Source organism: Enterobacter sp. SCRI0065 (assembly GCF_059766475.1).
On sequence record NZ_JCBAJB010000002.1, the window covers coordinates 120,298 to 143,349 of the forward strand.

Annotated in this window: 20 protein-coding genes; 11 read left to right on the plus strand and 9 right to left on the minus strand. The window is 52.2% G+C overall.

All coding sequences use genetic code 11. The features are described from left to right. Positions 1–20 precede the first annotated feature (20 nt). Positions 21–2,246, plus strand: coding sequence for a sialidase family protein (locus AC6EMZ_RS06450; protein WP_498401611.1), 2,226 nt, complete (start codon positions 21–23; stop codon positions 2,244–2,246). 24 nt (positions 2,247–2,270) lie between these two features. Here the strand turns inward: AC6EMZ_RS06450 and AC6EMZ_RS06455 are convergent, their stop codons facing one another. Beyond that, positions 2,271–3,395, minus strand: a complete 1,125-nt coding sequence (locus tag AC6EMZ_RS06455) for an acyltransferase family protein (protein WP_498401612.1) — start codon at positions 3,393–3,395, stop codon at positions 2,271–2,273. Between the two features lie 160 nt (positions 3,396–3,555). Between AC6EMZ_RS06455 and AC6EMZ_RS06460 the strand changes: the two genes are divergently transcribed. The 4 genes from AC6EMZ_RS06460 to AC6EMZ_RS06475 are packed head-to-tail and all read left to right on the plus strand — an operon-like array spanning position 3,556 to position 5,335. Beyond that, complete coding sequence (locus AC6EMZ_RS06460) at positions 3,556–3,960, plus strand: putative holin (RefSeq protein WP_047344980.1); 405 nt, start codon at positions 3,556–3,558, stop codon at positions 3,958–3,960. After that, the gene (locus AC6EMZ_RS06465) at positions 3,947–4,240 is read left to right on the plus strand and encodes a phage holin family protein (RefSeq protein WP_024203029.1); all 294 of its coding nucleotides are present in this window, start codon (positions 3,947–3,949) and stop codon (positions 4,238–4,240) included. Before AC6EMZ_RS06460 ends, AC6EMZ_RS06465 begins: the two co-directional genes overlap by 14 nt. Further along, entirely contained in the window at positions 4,230–4,856 is a 627-nt protein-coding gene (locus AC6EMZ_RS06470; protein ID WP_498401613.1) for a glycoside hydrolase family 19 protein, read from the plus strand. The genes AC6EMZ_RS06465 and AC6EMZ_RS06470 overlap by 11 nt, the downstream gene beginning before the upstream one ends. Further along, the gene (locus AC6EMZ_RS06475) at positions 4,853–5,335 is read left to right on the plus strand and encodes a DUF2514 family protein (RefSeq protein ID WP_498401614.1); all 483 of its coding nucleotides are present in this window, start codon (positions 4,853–4,855) and stop codon (positions 5,333–5,335) included. The genes AC6EMZ_RS06470 and AC6EMZ_RS06475 overlap by 4 nt, the downstream gene beginning before the upstream one ends. Before the next feature lie 135 nt (positions 5,336–5,470). On the opposite strand, the gene AC6EMZ_RS06480 is transcribed toward AC6EMZ_RS06475, so the two are convergent. Beyond that, the gene (locus AC6EMZ_RS06480; RefSeq protein ID WP_498401615.1) at positions 5,471–6,643 is read right to left on the minus strand and encodes an MFS transporter; all 1,173 of its coding nucleotides are present in this window, start codon (positions 6,641–6,643) and stop codon (positions 5,471–5,473) included. A gap of 96 nt (positions 6,644–6,739) precedes the next feature. Here AC6EMZ_RS06480 and AC6EMZ_RS06485 point away from each other — a divergent pair, with 96 nt between their 5' ends. After that, entirely contained in the window at positions 6,740–7,621 is an 882-nt protein-coding gene (locus AC6EMZ_RS06485; RefSeq protein WP_498401616.1) for a LysR family transcriptional regulator, read from the plus strand. A 4-nt stretch (positions 7,622–7,625) separates the two neighbouring features. Here AC6EMZ_RS06485 and AC6EMZ_RS06490 read toward each other — a convergent pair whose 3' ends face one another. Continuing rightward, positions 7,626–7,814, minus strand: a complete 189-nt coding sequence (locus tag AC6EMZ_RS06490; RefSeq protein ID WP_498401617.1) for a YfgG family protein — start codon at positions 7,812–7,814, stop codon at positions 7,626–7,628. Between the two features lie 350 nt (positions 7,815–8,164). On the opposite strand from AC6EMZ_RS06490, the gene AC6EMZ_RS06495 reads away from it, so the two are divergent. Then, positions 8,165–10,405 carry a bifunctional diguanylate cyclase/phosphodiesterase gene (locus tag AC6EMZ_RS06495; protein ID WP_498401618.1) on the plus strand — a complete coding sequence of 747 codons (2,241 nt, stop codon included), beginning with the start codon at positions 8,165–8,167 and terminating at the stop codon, positions 10,403–10,405. An 8-nt stretch (positions 10,406–10,413) separates the two neighbouring features. Here the strand turns inward: AC6EMZ_RS06495 and ppx are convergent, their stop codons facing one another. From ppx to purM, 4 genes are all read right to left on the minus strand, one after another. Then, positions 10,414–11,952 carry an exopolyphosphatase gene (gene ppx / locus AC6EMZ_RS06500; RefSeq protein WP_498401619.1) on the minus strand — a complete coding sequence of 513 codons (1,539 nt, stop codon included), beginning with the start codon at positions 11,950–11,952 and terminating at the stop codon, positions 10,414–10,416. Between the two features lie 3 nt (positions 11,953–11,955). Further along, complete coding sequence (gene ppk1 / locus AC6EMZ_RS06505; RefSeq protein WP_498401620.1) at positions 11,956–14,016, minus strand: polyphosphate kinase 1; 2,061 nt, start codon at positions 14,014–14,016, stop codon at positions 11,956–11,958. A 207-nt stretch (positions 14,017–14,223) separates the two neighbouring features. Then, positions 14,224–14,865: a phosphoribosylglycinamide formyltransferase gene (gene purN / locus AC6EMZ_RS06510; RefSeq protein WP_498401621.1), complete on the minus strand. Its 642-nt coding sequence runs from the start codon at positions 14,863–14,865 to the stop codon at positions 14,224–14,226. After that, a complete protein-coding gene (gene purM, locus AC6EMZ_RS06515) occupies positions 14,862–15,899 on the minus strand; it encodes a phosphoribosylformylglycinamidine cyclo-ligase (protein WP_498401622.1) in 1,038 nt (345 codons plus the stop codon). The genes purN and purM overlap by 4 nt, the downstream gene beginning before the upstream one ends. A gap of 277 nt (positions 15,900–16,176) precedes the next feature. Here purM and AC6EMZ_RS06520 point away from each other — a divergent pair, with 277 nt between their 5' ends. The 4 genes from AC6EMZ_RS06520 (at position 16,177) to AC6EMZ_RS06535 (ending at position 20,635) form a co-directional block, all read left to right on the plus strand. Then, positions 16,177–17,607 carry a 6-phospho-beta-glucosidase gene (locus AC6EMZ_RS06520; protein WP_498401623.1) on the plus strand — a complete coding sequence of 477 codons (1,431 nt, stop codon included), beginning with the start codon at positions 16,177–16,179 and terminating at the stop codon, positions 17,605–17,607. A gap of 227 nt (positions 17,608–17,834) precedes the next feature. Beyond that, positions 17,835–18,461: a uracil phosphoribosyltransferase gene (gene upp / locus AC6EMZ_RS06525; RefSeq protein WP_015959982.1), complete on the plus strand. Its 627-nt coding sequence runs from the start codon at positions 17,835–17,837 to the stop codon at positions 18,459–18,461. Positions 18,462–18,548: 87 nt separating this feature from the next. Then, positions 18,549–19,838, plus strand: coding sequence for a uracil permease (gene uraA, locus AC6EMZ_RS06530; protein WP_498401624.1), 1,290 nt, complete (start codon positions 18,549–18,551; stop codon positions 19,836–19,838). 95 nt (positions 19,839–19,933) lie between these two features. Next, a complete protein-coding gene (locus AC6EMZ_RS06535) occupies positions 19,934–20,635 on the plus strand; it encodes a DnaA inactivator Hda (protein WP_498402291.1) in 702 nt (233 codons plus the stop codon). A 33-nt stretch (positions 20,636–20,668) separates the two neighbouring features. Here the strand turns inward: AC6EMZ_RS06535 and AC6EMZ_RS06540 are convergent, their stop codons facing one another. Together AC6EMZ_RS06540 and AC6EMZ_RS06545 are read right to left on the minus strand one after the other, a co-directional pair. Then, a complete protein-coding gene (locus AC6EMZ_RS06540; RefSeq protein WP_498401625.1) occupies positions 20,669–22,096 on the minus strand; it encodes a leucyl aminopeptidase family protein in 1,428 nt (475 codons plus the stop codon). Continuing rightward, positions 22,096–23,052 (minus strand): glycosylasparaginase, encoded by a 957-nt coding sequence (locus AC6EMZ_RS06545; RefSeq protein ID WP_498401626.1) that lies wholly within the window; start codon positions 23,050–23,052, stop codon positions 22,096–22,098. The genes AC6EMZ_RS06540 and AC6EMZ_RS06545 overlap by 1 nt, the downstream gene beginning before the upstream one ends.

A 23,052-nucleotide genomic window follows, 5' to 3' on the forward strand; every position in this document is an offset into this window, starting at 1 on the left:
TGCTTTACTGGAGACAGGCCATGACGGTATCAACCGTAGTTGACCATAACGATTACACTGGGAACGGCGTTACGACATCCTTCCCGTACACCTTCCGCATATTCAAGAAAACAGATCTGGCGGTGTCGGTTGTAGACCTTAACGAAAACATCACAGAGCTGGTGCTGGACACTGACTACACCGTTACAAATGCTGGTGGTTATAACGGCGGTAACGTGGTTCTAACCGCGCCGCTGGCTACAGGCTGGCAGATCTCCATTGCGCGCGAGCTGGAGCCAACACAGGAAACAGACCTGCGCAACCAGGGGAAGTTCTTCGCTGAGGTGCATGAAGACGCGTTTGATAAGCTGACGATGCTGATCCAGCAGGTAGGCAGTATGTTCCGCCTGGCGCTGCGCAAGCCTTCCAATATCGCAAACTGGTACGACGCGCTGAACAACTACATCAGGAATTTGCGCGACCCGCGAGACCCTCAGGACGCGGCCACCAAAAACTACGTTGATACGCTGGCTAGTGGAAACTTTAGCCGTACGCTGCGCGTTCCTGAGCCCATTCCGCAACTTCCTGATGCAGCGACACGCGCAAACAAAATGCCTGCGTTCGACAGTGCTGGTAATCCGATTGTAGTTATACCGCCTTCAGGATCAGCTTCTGACGTTCTTATCGAGCTGGCCAAGCCGACCGGTGCCGGACTTATTGGCGCAACTGATGAGAACGGAAACCCGTCCACTGTTCAGGATATCCTCGACGAGCACCAGGGCGATATAGAGGGTATTAACAATACCCTTGGTGACCCTCTCAAAACGACTGGAATTGTTACTCGAGCAAAAAACTCTGAACTTGCAAAAAGATTTCAAAGGCCTCACCGGCTGGTAAACAAATCAGTTCCCAATCACGCAACATTAAAGTACGACCATTTTGGCATCATGGACCGAAAGGCAAATGGTCAGATATATATGTCGTGCCGCCGCGCTCTGAATCACCTAAGCGAAGGTTATGTTATTTTCTCTGAGCTTGCGAATGATGGAACATGGAGCACTAGAACCATCATTCAACAGCCTGGTATTGACATGCGTGGTTCGTCAGGCGGAACCGCCCCTACCGGTGACATCGTTATAGCGCTTGTGAAAATGCAACCTAACTCGACGCCTCAAATATTTTTAGGGGTGGAAGTATACATTTCCAGAGATGACGGCGTTACGTTTAATAAGGTGGCTGATATACCAAGCCCTGGGATTGCATATACTTATCTCCTTCCGTTTGGGAAGCTAGAGGTGTTAGGAAACCGCTGGTGCATACCATGTTACTCATCAACCGCGGGTACAGATAACAAGCTTCAATTACTTGAGAGTACCGATAATGGGGCAACCTGGGCATTAGGGGCAACCATACAGTCTGCGGCAGGCGTTGATGCTAATGAAGCTGCTGTTCTTGATTGCGGTGATGGAATTTGCATCTGCGTTGCCAGGAATGGCGATGGTACGGTAGCGATGGACGGAACTCACAGGCCATTGGTATATCGAAGTAGTGATGGCGGTGTGACGTGGGCATCAATCGGAGAAATGAGAGGTCCTGACTGGGCTGATAGCGACTCTTCATCCGAACTAGACTGGCAACTCGTTACACCTCAATTGTCGTTAATGCACAGCGCAGGTGGAAAACCTTATATCCTTTGTACCTATACCGCACGCAGATCTGGGGTTAGGTATAGAACTATCTCTGTTGATCAATTTACGCAAAGCACAGCCTCAACTACGTTCTGGTCTGAATATATTACAGCCGTCAACCTGATGAGTCCTGTAGAAACATTTGAATCTGGATATCAAAGTCAGTTTATTCAAGATGGCTTGCTTTATATAAATGTATTTCGCACTACAACGAACGATACAGTAAGTACAGCATCGCAATCTCAAGTAATGACCCCTGCATTACCTGATTATGATACTGGATGGTTCCCTGTCTCTGCCCTACAGAATTACACATACAACCACGGATTCGCTGCAACACCCTCCAACACAATCATCATGTTTTCTGACGGTGATGATGGTAGAAGTCCTGTGTATAACTGTAGCCCAAGACTTTACTATAACGGCACAACAACTCAGGGTGCTGGTATTGAATGGCAGGTGAATCTTACAGGCTATACCATCAGGACGGGGGCATACCTAACTTTTCAGGGGGTTTTCGGTAGCACAGTCGGACCTAACAGAACTTCAGGATTTGCAAGGTTAGTAGCATGGAAATAAAACAAAGGGCCTTTCGGCCCTTTTCTATTTTATGACAGCTTTTGCTAAGTAACCTGAAAATTTCATGGATGTGGTATCAACTGTTTTCTGGAATACAATGGATACAAGTAATGTTGCAGTAAGTGATGCTATTGTTGCTAAGACTGCGGATTCAAAACGGCCAAGGCTAACACTTGTCACGTTGAACACATACACACCTACAGAGAAGAGAATCGGTAAATGTGTTAAATATATAGAAAATGATAACTTTCCTAAAAGCAGTGAAAGTTTATTTGATAGAGCCGAATTCAATGAATCACCCATTAAAACGCCATAAACAATAAGTGATGCGGAAATAGTATAACTAATCAACCCTGCATTAACGCCGAAAAATGTGCTAATAAATGAATAAGAATTACTGTTTGCATGGAAACCTGCAAGATAGAGTCCTGCAATCAAAACAATAAACTGTGATGCTCCTGTTATTCTTTTGCCGTGGTCGTGGATGAGAAATCCGATAATAAACGCTATATATCCAAATTTTTCTGTGACATTATTTACAAGCGAATATATTGCGGCTATAGCTATTACAGCTGCAATGATCCTGTATCTGGAGTAACTTGCTAATAGACATGTAAAGAACAGGATGAACGAGCCTATTAGTTCAATCTTCATAGTCCATAAAACCCAGTTGTATAGTCCATGCCCGCCGACAAAGAAGGTCGTATATCCGCCATCTATTATTGTTGATAACAATGATGTTTCGAAGTTTCCATATCCCTGCGCAAATCCACTTACAGAAGAAGCATCAGGCTTTGCGAACTCAATTATAAATAATGAAAATATACATGATGCAATTGCCGGAATAACCAAGCGAGGATATCTCTTTATAGACAACTCCGCCACTCGTCTTGGCTGTTCACCTTTGCAAATTACATACGTAAGGATGTATCCGCTCAATACAAAGAATACAAAGACCGCCGCGCTCCCGGAAAAGAAAAAAGAGAACGGAGAATTAAATAGAAACTCCTCATTGGAGCTTGGTTGGTAGCCTCTTGGCCTTAGCCCATGCACATATGGGTAAAAGGTAAACATGACGTGAGACATAAAGGCGACAAGGCAAGCCCATCCACGAACGCCTTCCACTGCTCCTAGCTTGTTATTATTCATGAGTTAATTAATTTTGTTGGCATCAGATAGATTGCATTGTATACCCAAAAGGTAATTTCGTTAAGAGCATTCCGATCAAATTTAATCCACATATGGTTTATTGTGTATGATGAACTCACCAACTAAGGGGGTTCTTTATGCACATTAAACGGTGGTCACTATGGCGCATGTGCTGACAACGGAGTCAGTAAATCAGGGGTTAAGCCTGACGGCACTGGCGTCCGTGTTCGTTGGTATACCGCCGGAGGTTGCGTTAGGGGCACTTGCTGGTGCGGTAATTTTCGTTACCTCAGCGGTTGAGTATCCGATAAAGCGCAGGTTACTCCTGGCACTCCTCAGCTTCCTCTGCGGCGTTCTCTTCTACAAAGCGACAGCATCCATTCTTATAGGCGTTGCCAGCCTGATCCCCACGATAACGCAGGACTCATTCGAGAAGGGTATTGTGTTTTCTGCCGGGGCTTTCGTGTCGGCAATCGTCGCTGTCCGCATTGGCATCTGGCTGTATCACCGTTCTGAAAATCCGCGCGACCTGATCCCGGGGAGAAAAGACGATGACCAGTCCTGAGCTGCTTCTGATCCTGAACGCCGCTATCTGCGGCGGCATTGCTATCCGAGTGCTTCTGTTCCGCCGGGACGGGTCACGCCATCGCTGGTGGGGAGGGTGGCTCGCCTACCTGCTGATTGTCGTGGCTGCCAGCGTACCTATCCGGACCTTCTACGGGTACTACGTCAGCGCCGACTGGTCAGAAGTCATCATCAAAGCCGTGTTCCTGGCTGCGCTCATCAAGACAAAAGGGAACGTGGTGCAAATTTTCAAGATAACGAGGTCCCAGCATGGACATTAAACAATTCCAGCGTGCAGCTGGCATCAGTGACGTGCTGGCCACGCGCTGGTATCTGCATATCACTACTGCCATGAAAGAGTTTGGTATCGAGGTTCCGGCACACCAGGCGATGTTTATCGCGCAGGTTGGCCATGAGTCCGGCGGCTTCACCAGGTTGCAGGAGAACTTCAACTACAGCGTAACGGGGCTGGCTAACTTCGTCCGCGCCGGGCGGCTAACGCAAGGACAGGCTAATGCTCTTGGTCGTCGTGCTGGTGAGCCATCGTTACCGCTCGAACGACAGCGCGCTATCGCTAACCTGGTATACAGCAAACGCATGGGGAACAACGGGCCGACTGACGGCTGGTTTTACCGCGGGCGTGGACTTATTCAGATCACCGGCCTGAACAACTACCGCGACTGTGGCAACGGTCTGAAGGTGGATCTGGTTAAGCAGCCAGAGATGCTGGCACAGGATGAATACGCGGCCCGCAGCGCAGCGTGGTTCTTCGCCAGTAAAGGTTGCATGAAGTTTACTGGTGACCTGGTGCGCGTCACGCAGATCATCAATGGCGGGCAGAACGGAATCGACGACAGGCGCGCGCGCTATGGTGCTGCCTGTAAGGCGCTTTTATGATCTTGGCATTCGTTAAAGCGTACTGGAAACAGTTGCTTATATTAGTGATGCTTGCTGCTCTGGCTGCTGGCTGCCGTGTCGCCTGGGTGCAACATGGTGAAACGCAGTACGCATCCGGGTATGCGAAGGCTCAGACCGACCAGAAACTGGCTGATGATAAAGCCAGGTCGCAACGCGATCAGGAGAAAACACAAATTGAACGTGAAGCTCAATCTCGTATCGATGTGGCGCGTGTTGATGCTGAGCATGCTGTTGCCGCTGCTGGCAGCCTGCGCGCCGAACTTGACAAGATCAAGCGATTCGCCGAACACTATACCGGAACTTTCCCCGCTAGCACGTCAGCCGGTACGGTCATCCGTGTGCTCGCCGACATGCTTGAAGAAAGCAACCGAGCTTACGTCGCAACAGCAGAAGAGGCTGAGCGATATCGGGATGCAGGAATCACCTGTGAAAAGCAGTACGATTCCCTGACCAGGTGACATGGTATTTTTCATGGTACTGATATCCGGTGACGGTATATAAAACGGTACGGCGAAAATGATGTTTCATAAAGTTGTTATCAGTCAATTGGTTATGTGCGTCGTAAATAATTGAGTGGGAATAACTCTCCCCGCTTAAACAAGACCCTCTGCCAGTGCAGAGGGTTTTTTATTGGCTGCTATTCCCACTGCTAATACCCCAACGATCAGCGTTAAACCCCACGACACCCACATCGTTCCCATCACACCCAGCGCCTTATTCATCCATGCATAGGCAAATGGCGATACGGCTGCCATAAGCTGAGCGGGTATCAACAACACGCCTGTCCTTCGCGAGTAGTCCTCTGCGGCAAAGAGTTCCAGGGGTAGCGTCGCTTTCACGATCGTCACCAGCCCGTTAATGGCGCCATATCCAAGCACAAACCCCGCGGCACACCATAGATAAAGGGTTCCACTTATCCCGATCAGAAAGCACACCGGCATCGCCAGCGCTGTTATCAACATTAATTTTAAGGGGGTGAGTTGCGATCCAGCGATCACTTCCATAAATCGTGCGCCAGTCTGCCCAATTCCCCACAGCATGCCCACCGCTATTGGCAGACCGAAGCTTGCAATAAATTCTGGCAGGTGCGTGGAGGTACCATTAGAGACAAAGGTGATCAGTGCAATAAACGCCGCATACAGCATACCATTACGCCGGTGGTTATCTCGTTCGGCGGATTTGCGCTTTACCAGCCGGGGCAGCGTTTGATTAGGCATCGGCAGAATTAAAAATGCACTTAATACCCCGAAAACCGCGTAAATCAGCAATGCATCTCGCCAACTGATAAAGGTGAGAAGCAAAGAGCCTAATGGCCAAAATATCGTGGATGCGAGGCCGCCAGCCAGCGTGACGCGTGAAATCGTGCGTCGCGCCTGTTGGCCGTAGAGATTCACCAGCGAGGCGAACAGCGCATCGTATAACGAGAGTCGCATCCCTACGCCGGTCAATAGCCATGCGACACACCAGCCAAAAGGCGTTTGTGTGTAAGCCATCACTACGCAGCTAACCGCTATCATCAAAGTACCGCTCATCACGACTCGTTTTCCGCCCCATCTTGCCAGCAAGGTCGCGACAAACGGCGATACGACCGCCATCACCAGCATCGCGAGGGTTAGCCCAAGGTAAATCTGCGGTGATGACCATCCTCGGTCGGTCGCAATGGCGCGCGCAAAAGTGCCCGGCATGTAGAACGAAATCCCCCAGTTAATCAGCTGATTGCACCCGGCGGTCAGGGCGAGAAAGCGGGGGATAGCAGGCGTTTTCATGGTATTCATTCCGTCGGGGAGTTGTCCTTAGCATACTGCGCGCGGTATGTTGCTGGCAGGACCGCAACCTTATGACCTGCATAAGAGAAACTTTGAATGACAACGCTGAATCTGGGAAATCTGGTTACCTTTCGTCTGGTGGTCCAGCGGGGGAGCTTTTCAGCCGCTGCGGATCTGCTAGGGCTGTCTCAACCTGCCGTCAGCCTGCAAGTTCGCCAGCTTGAGCAGTTTCTCCAGACGCGGCTCATCGAGCGTACCGGGCGAGGGATCAAAGCGACTGCCGCAGGGCTGGCGCTATTAGAAAACGGGGAGCGGGTAGAGCGGGCGGTTGAAGAGACGATTCGTTCAGTCAGCGAGTATCGCCACGAGGTAACGGGCTCGCTCACCTTGGGTACGGGGGCAACGGCCTGTATCCATCTTTTGCCGCCGTTATTGCAGCAGCTACGTGAGAAACACCCGCTGCTGCGCGTAGGCGTTACCACGGGGAACACCATGGATATTGTCCGCGGCGTGGAAGAAAATCGTCTGGATCTCGGGCTGGTGACGTTACCGGCCAGTGGGCGAGCGCTTGATATCATGCCGGTCATGGATGAAGAGTTTGTCTATGTTATTGCCAGCGAGCAGAGTCAGAGTGAGGCTTTTTCGGCGCTAACGCCGCAGGCATTACATGCCTTGCCGCTCATCGCATTTGAATCGGGTAGCGGAACGCGCACGCTGATTGATATGTGGTTTCACACCAGCGGTTTGCAGATATCCCCCGTCATGCAGCTTGGCAGCATTGAGGCGATAAAACGTATGGTTCGCGCAGGGCTTGGTTACAGCATTATTCCGCGGATGGCGGTTGAGCATCCGGCAGATCGCGAAGGATTAAATGTACGCTCGCTAACCCCTGTGCTGCACAGGCAGCTTGGGATTGTGATGCGTCAGGATAAAATCCTCAGTAAAGGCATTTCAGAAGTGATTCGATTGCTGAGGTAAGGCGCTAGCGGATTGTCGTATCCAGAGGCTGAGTGACCTGCTGCGACTGGATTTTATCCTGATGGTGATACCATGCACCAATTGAGGAATAAACAAAGCGGCCAAAGAAGAACAGGAAGCTGATAAGCAGTATGATGCGGGTCATTCGAGTGTTAAATCGATGTCGTTTGTGCATACGCGTAACCTGACTCACTGTTGTTTTCCTGGGCAAGCCCTTTTGGGCGATACGGATATTAAGGCACAGCGTAAAGGTGGGGTCAATTACGCAATGTGTAAAAATCCGTCAATGTATAAATTAAATAATGTTATAGAAACACGTAAAGTTATTTACCGCTTTGATAGAAAAGAGAAAAATTCAAGATGAAATCGTAAAAAACGGTTATTCAGATAAAATAGTTTGATGTAGGTCAACTGCAGTTCTTCATTGGTCTCTAAAATCCTTCCTCCACCCGTCATCAGCGTTTTTATTGCGGGACATTACCGTCAGGTTGGATGCCTGTCTGAATTTACCCTCCGGACAATTAGGGTTTGAACAGGTCATCTATGAAATTTCTGACATTCCTGAGGCAACATAAAGATCGCTGGTGGGCACTTCCGCTTGTCATGCCTGTCATCTTGCTTCCGCTACTCAGCTGCGCGAGTACGTATACTCAGCTGGACGGCAAAATTACCGTTCTCTACTACATGCCTCTGGCGTTCCTGCTGGCCATGACGCTTTTTTACGGCCTGGCAGCTCTGCCGGGAATTATACTGGCGTTAGTTTACCGTTATTATCCGTCGGTTAGCCCGTTTGAAACGGTAGCGGCGGTTATCCATTTTGTGGTTCCCCTGACGTTAAGCTGGGGCGGTTATCGTATCTTTGCGCCACGGCGTAGCAGCGTTGCCTATGGCGACCCGCGGCTCATGGCGCAGCGGCTGTTCTGGCAGATGTTCTTCCCGTCGACGCTGTTTTTGCTGCTATTTCAGTTTGCCGTTTATGTCGGTATATACGAAAGCAGGCATAGCCTTGCAGGCCTGAATCCCTTCACCATTCGTACCCTGATTAACTATCAGTCGGTACTGGTGGGCTGCCTTACGGGCGTACCCCTTAGCTATCTGCTTATTCGCCTTATTCGCCATCCTCGCTATATCAAAGGGTTAATTTCGCAGATTCGCGCGCAGGTTGATAATAAGGTCACGCTGCCTGAGTTCTTCATTTGGATTGCTGTGCTATGCGGCATGCTGTCATTGCTGATAATGCCCATCAGTGAAAATAGCTCAATATTCAGCACTAACTATACGCTCTCCTTGCTGATGCCGGTGATGCTCTGGGGCTCAATGCGCTACGGTTACACGCTTATGTCGCTTATCTGGACGCCGGTACTGATCGTGTCGATTCACTATTTTTACCGCTACATTCCCCTGTATCCAGGTTATGACATCCAGCTGGCCATCACGTCGTCGAGCTATCTGGTGTTCTCGTTCGTGCTGGTTTATATGGCCATGCTCGCGACCCGCCAGCGTGCGATCAATATACGCGCCCGACGTTTAGCTTTTCTCGATCCTATTGTACATATGCCAAACCTGCGCGCTCTGTCACGAGCGCTCGCAAAATCACCCTGGTCTGCGCTGTGTCTATTACGCATCCCAGAGCTAGAGGTGCTTGGCCGCAACTACGGCGTGCTGCTGCGTATTCAATACAAGCAGAAGCTTGCAGAGTGGATTAACAGCACCCTACAGCACAATGAATGTGTTTATCAGATGTCGGGGAACGACCTGGCCATTCGACTTAACACCGAGTCGCATCAGCAGCGCATTGAAGCGCTGGATGAGCACATTAAGCAGTTTCGTTTTATCTGGGATGGCATGCCGCTGCAGCCGCAGGTCGGCATCAGTTACTGCTACGTGCGATCGCCGGTAAATCATCTTTATCTGCTGCTCGGCGAGCTCAGTATTATTGCGGATTTATCGATTTCCACCAATCACCCTGAGAGCTTGCAGCAGCGCGGTGCCGTTCATTTGCAGCGGAGCCTGAAAGACAAAGTGGCGATGATGAACCGCCTGCAGCGTGCGCTTGAGCAAAGTGAGTTTACGCTGATGGTGCAACTGGTGAAGGGGATTCGCGGCGATAGTTATCATGAGGTACTGCTGCGAATGCCGGATGAGAATGGCGTTCTCCTCTCCCCGGATCGATTCCTGCCGGTAGCGCAGGAGTTTGGGCTGTCTTCACGCGTCGATTTATGGGTGCTGGAAAGGACGTTGCAATTCATGTCGGCCCATCGCGACAAGCTTCCGGGTCAGCGTTTTGCCATTAACTTAGCGCCTTCGACGGTTTGTCGTTCACCTTTTCCGCTTGAGGCAGGACGGCTCTTAAAGCAATACGCTATCGAAGCGTGGCAGCTGATTTTTGAAATCACCGAAAGCAGTAGTTTTGGCAACGCGGAGCTGGCAAATCAAAACCTGAAACAGCTTCAAAGCATGGGTTGTCGCATCGCCATCGACGATTTTGGTACCGGATATGCGAGCTACGCGCGGCTGAAAAGTGTCGATGCGGATATCCTGAAAATCGATGGCAGCTTTATTCGCAACATTGTCCACAACAGCCTGGATTACCAGATTGTCGCGTCGATTTGTCATCTTGCGCGGATGAAGAGAATGCTGGTGGTAGCCGAGTATGTGGAAACCGAAGCGATACGCAGCGCGGTTGACGCGCTAGGTATCGATTATCTTCAGGGGTATTTGATTGGTAAACCTGAACCGCTTGAATCTTTACTGCCGCTCCAGGCGTCACTGAAGGACGCCTGAGAACGACATCACGCAGCGGCTTCGGCCTGATCTTCTTCGATTTTCAGCAGCCAGCCAGTCACCGCTTCCCAGTATTCTTGCTCTTTTTCCAGATCGAGCAGAACCAGCGCATTTTGGTTAAACCAGTCGTGCGGGAAGCTTAACGTCCAGTGGTGATCGTCCGTTTTCAACGTCAGCGTCGGCGGTGTGGTCGTTGCCTGACGCTGATTGTTCAGCAGTACGCCTAAGCGAAGCAGTTGGATAAGCGGCAGGAACTGCTTTTTCTTGAATAGCGCAAAGCGTGGCAGATCGTCGATCTTAATGGCTTTGCGATGATAACGCACCAGCGTGGCCATCATCGTCTGCTGTTCCTGATTAAAGCCCGGCAGGTCGCTGTTTTGCAGAATATAAGCTGAGTGACGGTGCATGCCGCTGTGATTGATATTCAGGCCGACTTCATGCAGCATCGCCGCCCATTTTAGCAGTGCAGCCAGTTGCGGATGTGCCAGCTTTGGGTTCTGTACTTCCCACTGTTCGTAAATGTGGGTGGTGGTCTCCAGGACTCGTTTGGCCTGCTCGCGATCGATATTGTATTGGTTCGCCAGGCTTTGCGCGGTACGGCTGCGGATGTCCTGATGACGGAATCGACCTTCCATTTCATACAGCACGCCTTCACGCAGTGCGCCGTCGGAAAGACGAAGCTCGCGGATGGCCAGCGCATCGAACACGCCGCACAGAATGGCGAGGCCAGGTACGAAAACGGCTTTACGATCGTCAGACAGGCCCGGCAAGCTCAGCGCATCAAAGCTTTTGTGTTTCAGCACCTCGTCGCGAAGCATGTCCAGGCGTTCCGGCGTAATAAATCCGTCTTTTTCGCCCATCTCCAGCAGCACTTCATGCGCCGCTTTAATGCTGCCTGATGCGCCCAGTGCCACGTTCCAGCCCTGAATACGATACTGCCAGGCGAGCGATTCCAGTTTTTGCACGGCAGCCATGCGCGCGCGCTGGAAGTTCTCGCGGGTAATGGTGCCGCCCGGGAAGTAGATCTGCGCGAAGCTAACGCAGCCCATGCGTCGGCTTTCAACCAGCTTAGGTTCAAAATCTTCGCCGATCACCAGCTCCGTTGAACCACCACCAATGTCGATCACCAGCTTACGGCCTTTCTCCGGCTGAGTATGCTCAACGCCCATAAAGATCAGACGCGCTTCTTCATTGCCAGAGATGATTTCAATCGGGTAGGGGATCACTTTTTCGGCGCGCTTAAGAAACTCGGGCGCGTTCAACGCCTGGCGCAGCGTATGTGTTCCAACAATACAGACGCTCGACGCAGAGAATCCCTGCAGGCGTTCAGCGAACAGCGACAGGCAGGCTAAGCCTCGCTCCATCGCTTCCTCGCTGAGCATGTTCTTATCGTCCAGACCATCGGCCAAATGGACGCGCTGCTTCAGGCGACCGATGATCTGCATGGCGCCATCGACCTCGCGGGCGATGACCATATGGAAGCTGTTAGAACCTAAATCGACGGCAGCAAATTCTTGCGGTCGTGGGGTCTTATCATTTATCGGCATAGGTTAATCAGGTTGCTCGAGTGATTTGATATAGTCGTAAATCGCCAGCTGTGAGCGCACTTTACGGCGATTGCCGCGCTGCACATAGCGGTTACTCAGTTCTTTGTCGATATACCGCGCCTTAACGGTGTCGCTTAATTGCAAATCAATAATATTCAGGATCTGCTGCTTCAGGCGCGGGTCGAGCAGCGGTGTGGCAACTTCAATTCGGTAATCAATGTTACGCGTCATCCAGTCGGCAGAAGAAAGGTAAACCTGCTTTTCGCCGCCATTTTCAAAAATATAGATACGGTCATGTTCCAGGTATCGGTCAACAATACTAATAACGCGAATGTTTTCACTGATGCCTTCCAGTTCTGGGATCAGTGAGCACATCCCGCGGATCAGCAGGTTCACCGGAACGCCGGAGCTGGATGCAGCATAAAGGCGATCGACCAAACCTTTATCCACCAGGTTGTTGAGTTTCAGCGTGATACCGGACGGCTCGCCTTTTTGTGCGGCGGCGATCTCTTTGTCGATCATGGCATACAGCAGGCGGCGAGAGTTCTGCGGGGAAACCAGCAGATAGTCGAAGTTCACAGGACGATAGGGGTTCTCGATAAAGTTAAACACCCGGCGGACTTCGTTGGTGATGCGCGCATCGGCGGTCAGCAGCGAGTAGTCAGTATAAAGCCGCGCGGTTTTCTCGTTAAAGTTACCGGTTCCGATGTGGGCGTAGCGCACAACGTCTTCGCCTTCTTTACGCGAAATCAGGAACAGCTTGGCGTGAATTTTCAGCCCTGGTGCCGAGAAGATAACATGCACACCGGCTTCCGTCAGACGACGCGCCCAATGAATGTTGGCGGCTTCGTCAAAGCGTGCCTGCAACTCAACCACCACGGTCACTTTTTTGCCGTTGTGCGCGGCATGAATCATCGCATCGATAATGCGCGAATCTTTTGCCACGCGGTAGATGTTGATTTTAATTGCCAGCACGTTCGGATCGAATGAAGCCTGACGCAGCAGTTCCAGCACGTGTTCAAACGTGTGGTAAGGATAATAGAGCAGCACGTCGCGCTCGCGAATGGCGTCGAATCCGTTACGGAACTTATCGAACCAAATATGGCGCAGGCGCGGCAGAGGCTTGTTGACCAGATTGGCTTTGCCGACGTTCGGGAAACCAATAAAGTCTTTAAAGTTGTGGTACCGACCGCCCGGTACGATGGAGTCATAGCGGGAGATAGTGAGCTTGTCGCGCAGCATTTCCACCATGGCGTCTGGCATATCGCGCTGATACACAAAACGTACCGGCTCTGCGGTCAGGCGCTGTTTCAGGCTCGAAGACATCAGCTCCATCAAGCTTGCTTCCATCTCGTGCACCAGGTCGTACTCGGCGTCACGGGTCATTTTCATGGAATAGGCGTTCAGAGCATCGTAATCGAAGAAGCCTTTGAAAATGTCGTCAAGACAGTAGCGAAGAATGTTATCAAGCAAGATCATCGGCTTGCGTCTGCGCGGAGTTTCCGGTGGCAGATTAACAAAACGCGGGACTTTATCTGATGGAATTTCCAGCAGCGCGTAACGAATGGCATCGCCACGGATAATCTCAACCGCAAGATAGGTGTAGTCATCTTTCAGGAACTGCACCAGATCGGTTTCGCGATTAATCAGAATAGGGGTGATGTGCTGGCGCAGATAATGTTTGAAATAGTGACGCAGCCAGGTTTGCTGATTGGCAGAAAGCTGACGTTCATTGATCAGGAAGATCTGATTGCGCGCCATTTCTAACAGCAGCTCATTATACAGACCATCAAATTCCTGGTCGGCTTTCAGCACGCGTGCCTGAATTTTGCCAAGCAAATGACGCGAATGCGAGTTTAAGCCTTGTTCTTCGCTGATGATGATTCGACGTTTGAGTTCGGCAAATCGAACCTTGTAGAATTCATCCAGGTTGTTTGAATAAATACCCAAAAAACGCATACGCTCAATCAGCGGATTACTCTTGTCAGCCGCTTCCTGAAGCACGCGCTCATTGAATGCTAACCAGCTTAGCTCTTTCTCGATGTATAACTTTTCCTGACCCATTACAACTCACACTCCAGTTCAATCACAGGACGTGGTAAATCCGTCTCGCCTTATTATGGCGAGCTTTTCCACGATATGTCCAACTGTGCCAGAAAAGTATGACAGTAAACCGACTGCACAGAGGGAAAATCAGCGCTGAATGCACTGGTTTTTAAGCGGTTTTGGTTTAGCGGGCAACAAAAAGCCGGCAATTGCCGGCTTCATTATTTATTCGTCGCAGGCATGACCCTGCGGCGATAAGAGCGTGCCATCCAGCCACGCGGCATTTTCGCGCATCTCAAGTCGGCCATCAATAAACCAGCCTACCACGAGCGGATAAATAGCATGCTCCTGTGCCTGAACGCGGTCGGTGATGTCATCTTCATCATCGCCCTCAAAGACCGGAATTTTAGCTTGCAGAATCACCGGGCCGCCGTCGAGTTCGTCGGTAACGAAATGCACAGACGTGCCATGCTCCTCGTCGCCGTTTTCAAGCACCTGGCGATGGGTATGCAGACCCGGATATTTTGGCAGTAGAGAAGGGTGGATATTCAGCAGGCGACCAGAATAATGAGAAACAAACGCGGGGCTAAGAATGCGCATATAGCCGGCCAGTACGACGACATCTGGGGCATAGGCATCGATTTCCTGCATCAACTCACGGTCAAAAGCTTCTCGGCTTGAGAACTGACTCGCTTCCAGCGCGTGCGCGGCAATGCTGGCTTCGCGCGCTCGCTCAAGGCCGAACGCGTCGGCCTTGTTGCTGAAAACTGCCCGTATGGTGCCCTTGATCTGTTTCTGTTTACAGGCGTCGATGATGGCCTGCAAATTGCTTCCGTTACCGGAAATGAGCACCACAATATTTTTCATTCAATGACCACACGCTGTTCGGAATCGGACGCTTTAATGATACCGATTTTCCACGCGTTTTCACCTTTTGCCTGCATCAGTTCGATGGCTTTATCCGCTTCACTCGCAGGCAGCGCAATCAGCATGCCCACGCCGCAGTTAAAGGTGCGGTACATCTCATGTTGACTCACATTGCCCGCCGTTTGCAGCCAGTTAAACACGGCTGGCCACTGCCAGGAGGCTTCGTCAATCACTGCCTGCGTATTGTCAGGCAGTACGCGCGGAATGTTTTCCCAGAAGCCGCCGCCGGTCAGGTGGGCGATCGCATGAACGTCCACATTCTGAATCAGCTCAAGAATATTTTTCACGTAAATGCGGGTGGGAGCCAACAGATGATCGGCAAGGGACTTGCCTTCGAGCTGAGTGGTTTCTGGGTCAGAGCCGCTCACTTCGAGAATTTTACGCACCAGCGAATAGCCGTTCGAATGCGGGCCGCTGGAGGCTAGTGCAATCAGCACATCGCCATCGGTGACTTTGCTACCGTCGATAATTTCTGATTTTTCTACCACGCCGACGCAGAAGCCCGCGACGTCATAATCTTCACCGTGGTACATCCCAGGCATTTCTGCCGTTTCGCCACCCACCAGCGCACAGCCAGACTGTACACAGCCCTCTGCGATACCGCTAATGACGCTTGCCGCAGTATCAACATCCAGCTTGCCCGTCGCATAATAGTCGAGGAAGAAGAGCGGTTCTGCACCCTGCACGATGAGGTCATTCACACACATGGCGACCAGGTCGATACCGATGGTGTCGTGACGTTTAAGATCCATCGCCAGACGAAGTTTCGTTCCCACGCCGTCAGTGCCAGAAACCAGAACAGGTTCGCGATATTTTTGTGGCAGTGCACACAGTGCGCCGAATCCACCCAGGCCACCCATGACTTCAGGACGGCGGGTTTTTTTTACCTCACCTTTGATTCGGTCAACCAGCGCATTACCTGCGTCAATATCAACACCGGCATCTTTATAGCTGAGAGAAGTTTTGTTGGTCACGGCTCAAGTCCCCACGCGATTGCATTGCGATAGTAAGAAAAATCGGCGCAATTCTAACAGTCCAGGCAAACGTTTGCGAGCCTAATCTGCGAACCTACTGTGTCGCTGAAAATTTACCCAGATTGACAGTGCGCGTGCTCAAGTTTGACTCCGTTCACGAAAATGAAACCGGTTTCGGTAATGTGCTTGCAACCCGTTAAGCCATTGCACATGATTTCACTGAAACCGGTTTCTGTAACTGTTTTTGCAGAAAATAACGCAGAATGAGGGAAAAGGCATGTCAGGATTCAAAGAAGGTTTTCTGTGGGGCGGCGCGGTCGCAGCGCATCAACTGGAAGGCGGCTGGAAAGAAGGAGGTAAGGGCGTTAGCGTGGCAGATGTGATGACTGTGGGGGCGCATGGCGTGCCGCGAGAAATCACCAGCGGCGTCTTGCAGGGTAAAAACTACCCGAACCATGAGGCTATCGACTTCTACCATCGCTACAAAGAGGACATCAAACTCTTTGCCGAAATGGGATTCAAATGTTTCCGTACCTCTATTGCCTGGACGCGCCTCTTCCCGAAAGGAGATGAGCTTGAGCCCAATGAAGCCGGCCTGCAATTCTATGACGACCTGTTCGACGAATGCCTGAAATACGGTATCGAGCCGGTCATTACCCTGTCGCACTTCGAAATGCCTTTCCATCTGGTCACCGAATACGGCGGCTGGCGTAACCGTAAGCTGATCGATTTCTTCGTGCGCTTTGCGACCGTGGCGTTCGAACGTTACCAGCACAAAGTGAAGTACTGGATGACCTTTAACGAGATCAATAACCAGGCTAACTTCCACGAAGATTTCGCCCCGTTCACCAACTCTGGCCTGAAGTATGAGCCAGGTGAAGATCGCGAGCCGGTCATGTTCCAGGCGGCGCACTATGAGCTGGTGGCGAGCGCTCTGGCAGTCAAGGCCGGGCGTGAAATTAACCCCTCGCTGCAGATCGGCTGCATGATTGCCATGTGTCCTATTTATCCGCTCAGCTGCGCGCCAAACGATATCATGATGGCGATGAACGCCATGCATCGTCGCTACTGGTTCACCGATGTTCACGTGCGCGGCAAGTATCCGCAGCACCTGCTTAACTACTTTGAGCGTCGTGGTTTTGAACTGGATATCACCGCAGAAGATATCGCCGCGCTGAAGCAGGGCTGTGTCGATTACATCGGTTTTAGCTATTACATGTCGTTCGCCACCAAAGCGATGCCGGATAACCCGCAGCTGGACTACGACGAAAGTAAAAGCCTGGTATCCAACCCGTATGTGGAGAAATCTGACTGGGGCTGGCAGATTGACCCGGTGGGCCTGCGCTATTCCATGAACTGGTTCTGGGATCATTATCAGCTGCCGCTGTTTATTGTTGAGAACGGTTTTGGCGCGATCGACGTTCAGGAAAGCGACGGTACGGTGAATGACCAGTATCGTATTGATTACCTTGCGGCGCATATCGCTGAGATGAAAAAAGCCGTCGTTGAGGACGGTGTCGATCTGATGGGGTACACCCCGTGGGGCTGTATCGACCTGGTTTCTGCCGGAACGGGCGAAATGAAAAAGCGTTATGGCTTTATCTTTGTGGATAAAGATAACGAAGGTCAGGGCACGCTCAACCGCAGCAAGAAAAAGTCATTCGACTGGTATAAGAAGGTGATTGCCAGCAACGGCGATAACCTTTAGTTGTCGGGTGGCGCTTACGCTTACGCGTCCTACACTACTCGTAGGCCCGCATAAGCGCCGCGCCACCGGGCAGAACCCCGCACTAAAGCCGGAGCTTCCCTCCGGCTTTTTTTGTCTCTAAACCACTTTGCTTGATGTACGTCAAACAAGATGGGTATGGCGCACTTCGTAAAAAGCGGTATAATCCGGCGATTTTTTTGCGGTAGCCACCTCAGAGGAGAATGAAAATGAAGATTGTGGAAGTGAAGCACCCACTCGTTAAACACAAGCTGGGCCTGATGCGTGAGCATGACATCAGCACTAAGCGTTTTCGCGAACTGGCCTCTGAAGTTGGAAGCTTATTGACCTACGAAGCAACGTCCGATCTTGCGACTGAAAAAGTGACCATCGAAGGCTGGAACGGCCCGGTACAGGTTGAGCAAATTAAGGGCAAAAAAATTACCGTTGTGCCAATCCTGCGCGCAGGTCTGGGCATGATGGAAGGCGTCCTGGAGCACGTGCCGAGCGCACGTATCAGCGTTGTCGGTATCTACCGTAACGAAGAAACTCTGGAGCCTGTTCCTTACTTCCAGAAACTGGTTTCTAACATCGACGAGCGTATGGCGCTGGTGGTTGACCCTATGCTGGCAACCGGCGGGTCTATGATCGCGACCATCGACCTGCTGAAAAACGCAGGCTGCAACAGCATTAAGGTGCTGGTTCTGGTGGCTGCACCGGAAGGTATCGCGGCGCTGGAAAAAGCGCACCCGGACGTGGAGCTGTATACCGCTTCTATCGACCAGGGGCTCAACGAGCACGGGTACATTATCCCGGGGCTGGGTGATGCCGGCGATAAGATTTTTGGTACGAAATAATCGAATAACGAATAAGAAGCCGACTTTGATAGTCGGCTTTTTTTTGAATAAAAACACAACCAACCCACAAACTTTAAGGAAAACACTATGACGCGCCGTACTATCGGGGTGAGTGAAAGACCGCCGCTTTTGCAGACGATCCCGCTTAGTTTGCAGCACCTGTTCGCCATGTTTGGCGCAACCGTGCTGGTGCCAATCCTGTTTCACATCAACCCGGCTACCGTATTGCTGTTTAACGGCGTCGGGACGTTGCTGTACCTCTTCATCTGTAAAGGCAAAATCCCGGCCTATCTGGGTTCAAGCTTTGCGTTTATCTCGCCGGTGCTGTTACTGCTGCCGCTGGGATATGAGGTGGCGCTGGGTGGCTTTATTATGTGTGGTGTGCTTTTCTGCATCGTTGCTTTCATTGTCAAAAAAGCCGGTACCGGCTGGCTGGACGTGATGTTCCCACCGGCCGCGATGGGCGCAATCGTTGCCGTCATCGGTCTGGAACTGGCGGGTGTTGCTGCAAATATGGCGGGACTGTTACCTCCTGACGGGCAATCGGCTGATTCCAAAACCATTATCATTTCGTTGGTCACGCTGGGCGTTACCGTTTTTGGTTCCGTGCTGTTCCGCGGCTTTATGGCGATTATCCCGATTCTGATTGGGGTGCTGGCGGGCTACGCGCTCTCCTTCGTGATGGGCGTGGTGGATACCTCTCCGATTGCGCAGGCGCACTGGTTCGCACTGCCAACCTTCTACACGCCGCGCTTTGAGTGGTTTGCTATTTTGACCATTCTGCCCGCGGCGCTGGTGGTCATTGCCGAGCACGTTGGGCACCTGGTAGTGACGGCGAATATCGTCAAAAAAGATCTGATCCGTGACCCTGGCCTGCATCGCTCGATGTTTGCCAACGGGCTGTCGACCATGATCTCCGGTTTCTTTGGCTCCACGCCAAACACCACCTACGGTGAGAACATCGGCGTGATGGCAATTACCCGCGTCTACAGTACCTGGGTAATCGGCGGGGCGGCTATCTTTGCGATTCTGCTCTCCTGCGTCGGCAAGCTGGCGGCGGCAATCCAGATTATCCCGGTTCCGGTGATTGGCGGCGTTTCTCTGCTGCTGTACGGCGTAATCGGTGCGTCCGGTATTCGCGTGCTGATTGAATCCAAAGTGGATTACAACAAAACGCAGAACCTGATCCTGACCTCCGTTATCCTGATCATCGGCGTGAGCGGCGCGAAGGTGCATATCGGTGCCGCAGAGCTGAAAGGCATGGCGCTGGCGACCATCGTCGGCGTGGGTCTGAGCCTGATCTTCAAGCTGATCTCTGTGCTTCGCCCGGAAGAAGAAATTCTGGATGCAGACGATAGCGAAAAAGCACCACATTGATCGAAAAGTCGGGCGAGGGATCGCCCGGTTCTCTCCTTGCAGGTTCCGTGATAAACTCATTGCCGATTTTATGTGAGACCTTGATCGAGGTATTTCTGAACGGACCGGCACAGCTCTCTCTGCCACTCTATCTTCCTGACGACGAAACTTTCGCGAGTTTCTGGCCGGGCGATAACCCCTCTTTACTGGCCGCACTACAAAACGTGCTGCGTCAGGAGCATAGCGGATACATTTATATCTGGTCACGCGAAGGCGCGGGGCGCAGTCATCTGCTGCATGCCGCCTGTGCGGAACTTTCGCAACGTGGTGACGCGGTAGGTTACGTGCCGCTCGATAAGCGCACCTGGTTCGTACCAGAAGTGCTCGACGGTATGGAGCATCTCTCGCTGGTCTGCATCGATAACATTGAATGTATCGCCGGAGATGAGCTGTGGGAAATGGCGATGTTTAACCTGTATAACCGGATTCTGGAATCGGGCAAAACCCGTCTGCTGATCACCGGCGATCGTCCTCCGCGCCAGCTTAATCTCGGTTTGCCCGACCTGGCTTCTCGTCTCGACTGGGGACAAATCTACAAGTTACAGCCGTTGTCTGACGAAGATAAACTCCAGGCATTGCAGCTGCGCTCACGGTTGCGAGGATTTGAACTGCCAGAGGACGTGGGCCGTTTTCTGTTAAAGCGTTTAGATCGTGAAATGCGCACACTCTTCGATACGCTCGATCATCTCGATCACGCGTCTATTACCGCCCAGCGCAAGCTGACGATCCCATTCGTTAAAGATACGCTGAAGCTATAATCTTTCCTCTCCGGTCAGGAGAGGAAATGTCCGTCATCGCGCCAGTTCACCCAGCAAATGTTCAACCAAAAGCGGAATCGGCCTGCCCGACGCCACGCTTCTGCCATTTTCGCGCCATAACGCCGTCCCGCTAATATCCAGGTGCGCCCAGGGAATGGAAGGCGGGCAGAAATGGTGTAGCAGCCAGGCCGCAGAGGCGCTGATTGCGGCGTTATTCGTCGGTGTATTACACAAATCGGCAATTGCGCTATGGGTCTGTTTTTTTAGCCTTACGTCAAGCGGCAGCGACCACACTTCGTCACCGCTTTGTTTTCCTGCATCGGTTAAGGCCTGACGCAGTGGTTCATTTTGCGTCATTAATCCGCTCAGCTCATAGCCTAAAGCTTTTACTACCGCCCCGGTAAGCGTCGCCATATCGATAATGTAACGCGCCTGCGGATGACGCTGGCTGGTCCAGGCAATCGCGTCGGCCAGCACCAGTCGTCCTTCTGCATCGGTATTATTGATTTCTACCGTCAGGCCATTGCAGGCGCGCGCGACCGTTCCCGGCTGCATGGCATCGGGGCCGATGGCATTTTCAGCCAGCGCCAGCACACCCATTATCCGCACCGGCAGACCCAGCTCTGCCACGGTCAACAACATTCCCAGCACGTTAGCGGCACCACACATATCGTATTTCATGGTGTACATACCCGCGCCTTCTTTTAGCCACAGGCCGCCAGTATCAAACGTTATGCCTTTACCGACGTAGCAACGCACCGGACCGTCGAGAATTCCATCGTAATGAATCGCCAGCAGGCGCGGTGGACAGGTGGCGCCTTTGCCAACGGCGTGGAGTAGCCCCAATCCTTGCTCAACGATCTGCTGCTCATCAAGGATTTCGCAGCGCAGGGCGGGGAAGGCGGCACACATTGTCTGCGCCGCTTCGACCACAAACTGCGGCGTACAACGATCGGAAGGGAGATCGGCCAGACGCCGTGCGGCAATCATCCCATTAGCGATCGCCTGCTGTTGGCGGAAGATTGTCTCTAACCGATCGACCTCCTCAGGCAGGCACAGCGCGGTGATGCGGCGAAGACGAATGGCACTCTCGTCGGTTTTTTTCAACTGTAAGTCACTGAGTTGCCAGGCCTGATTAAACAGAAAACGCAGTACCTGAAAAACGACGGTGTCCGTGATATGAGTGATATCAATCACCACTTCCTCGCTGGCCGGTGAGGCAAGAAGCGGGCGGATGGCATTGACGACATCATCGGTCAGACTGTCCTGCCAGAGCACGTCTGGCAGCAAGGTGATGCGAGCAAATGGCGCGCAGCCGAAGCGGGTGTCCGCCACGCCGTTCAGCTGGCGCATTTCGCTGATTAATGCGGTATCCGGCAACTGGGCGCAGGAGGGCCGAGCAATTAAATGGCTGTTTGCATTGGCCTTCGAAAGGGCGGTAATAAGCTGATACGCGATCATTATTGTTCCTCTATCGGCGCGCGGATCCGTGCGGCGTAGGCCTGCATCCACGCTTCATCGACGGCGTGATAGTGGGTTTTCTCCCGCAGGCGTTCCGTACGATAAACGGTAAGCGGCTGGCGTGCGGTAGCCACCACGAACGAGAAGGTTTTGATATTGGTTGCTGCGCCAAACTCGCCTTTGTTATTCATACACACGACGGAGAGATCGCCCACGCGTCCAAAGCGCGACATGAGCTTGTCTTCCAGCTCAAATACCACGGAATCTGCCGCCTGCTGCGGCGTCATGCCCTGAGCCATGCGGCGTACAATCTCATAGCTGGTGCAGCCTTTCATCAGGTCTTCACCTACGCCGGTTGCGGTGGCGGCACCGGTTTCGCTGTCGCAGTAAAAGCCGGAACCGATAATCGGTGAATCGCCAATGCGCCCGCGCTTTTTCATAAACAGGCCGCTGGTGGAGGTCGCCACGCTCATTGACCCCTGCTTATCAAGCCCAATGACACCGACGGTGTCGTGCCCGTCATAAGGGCTTAGGCCTCTATCCAGCGTCTCGCGACAGCGCTTGCGGTAATACTGTAGGGCGCGCTCCGTGAGCATCGCTTTGTCTTCAAAGCCTTGGCTCAGCGCCCATTCTCGTGCGCCCTGGCCGACCAGCAGGCTGTTGTAACGCTGGCGGCTGAGCGCATGCGCCACGCGCACAGGGTTTGCAATGTCCACCAGATTGCCCACTGCGCCAAAGGCCAGCGTGTCGCCATCCATATAGGCGGCATCCAGCTCCACCTCGCCATTTTCGGTGGGCAGCCCACCGTAGCCGACCGACTTATAAAACGGGAAGTCTTCTACGGTGGCGACAGCATCGACCACCGCCGATGAAACCGGCTTCCCTGCGTCTAACGCGGACGCGGACTCGGTCACGCCTTCCAGCGCCATTCGCCAGGTTGCGATAATTCCCCACAT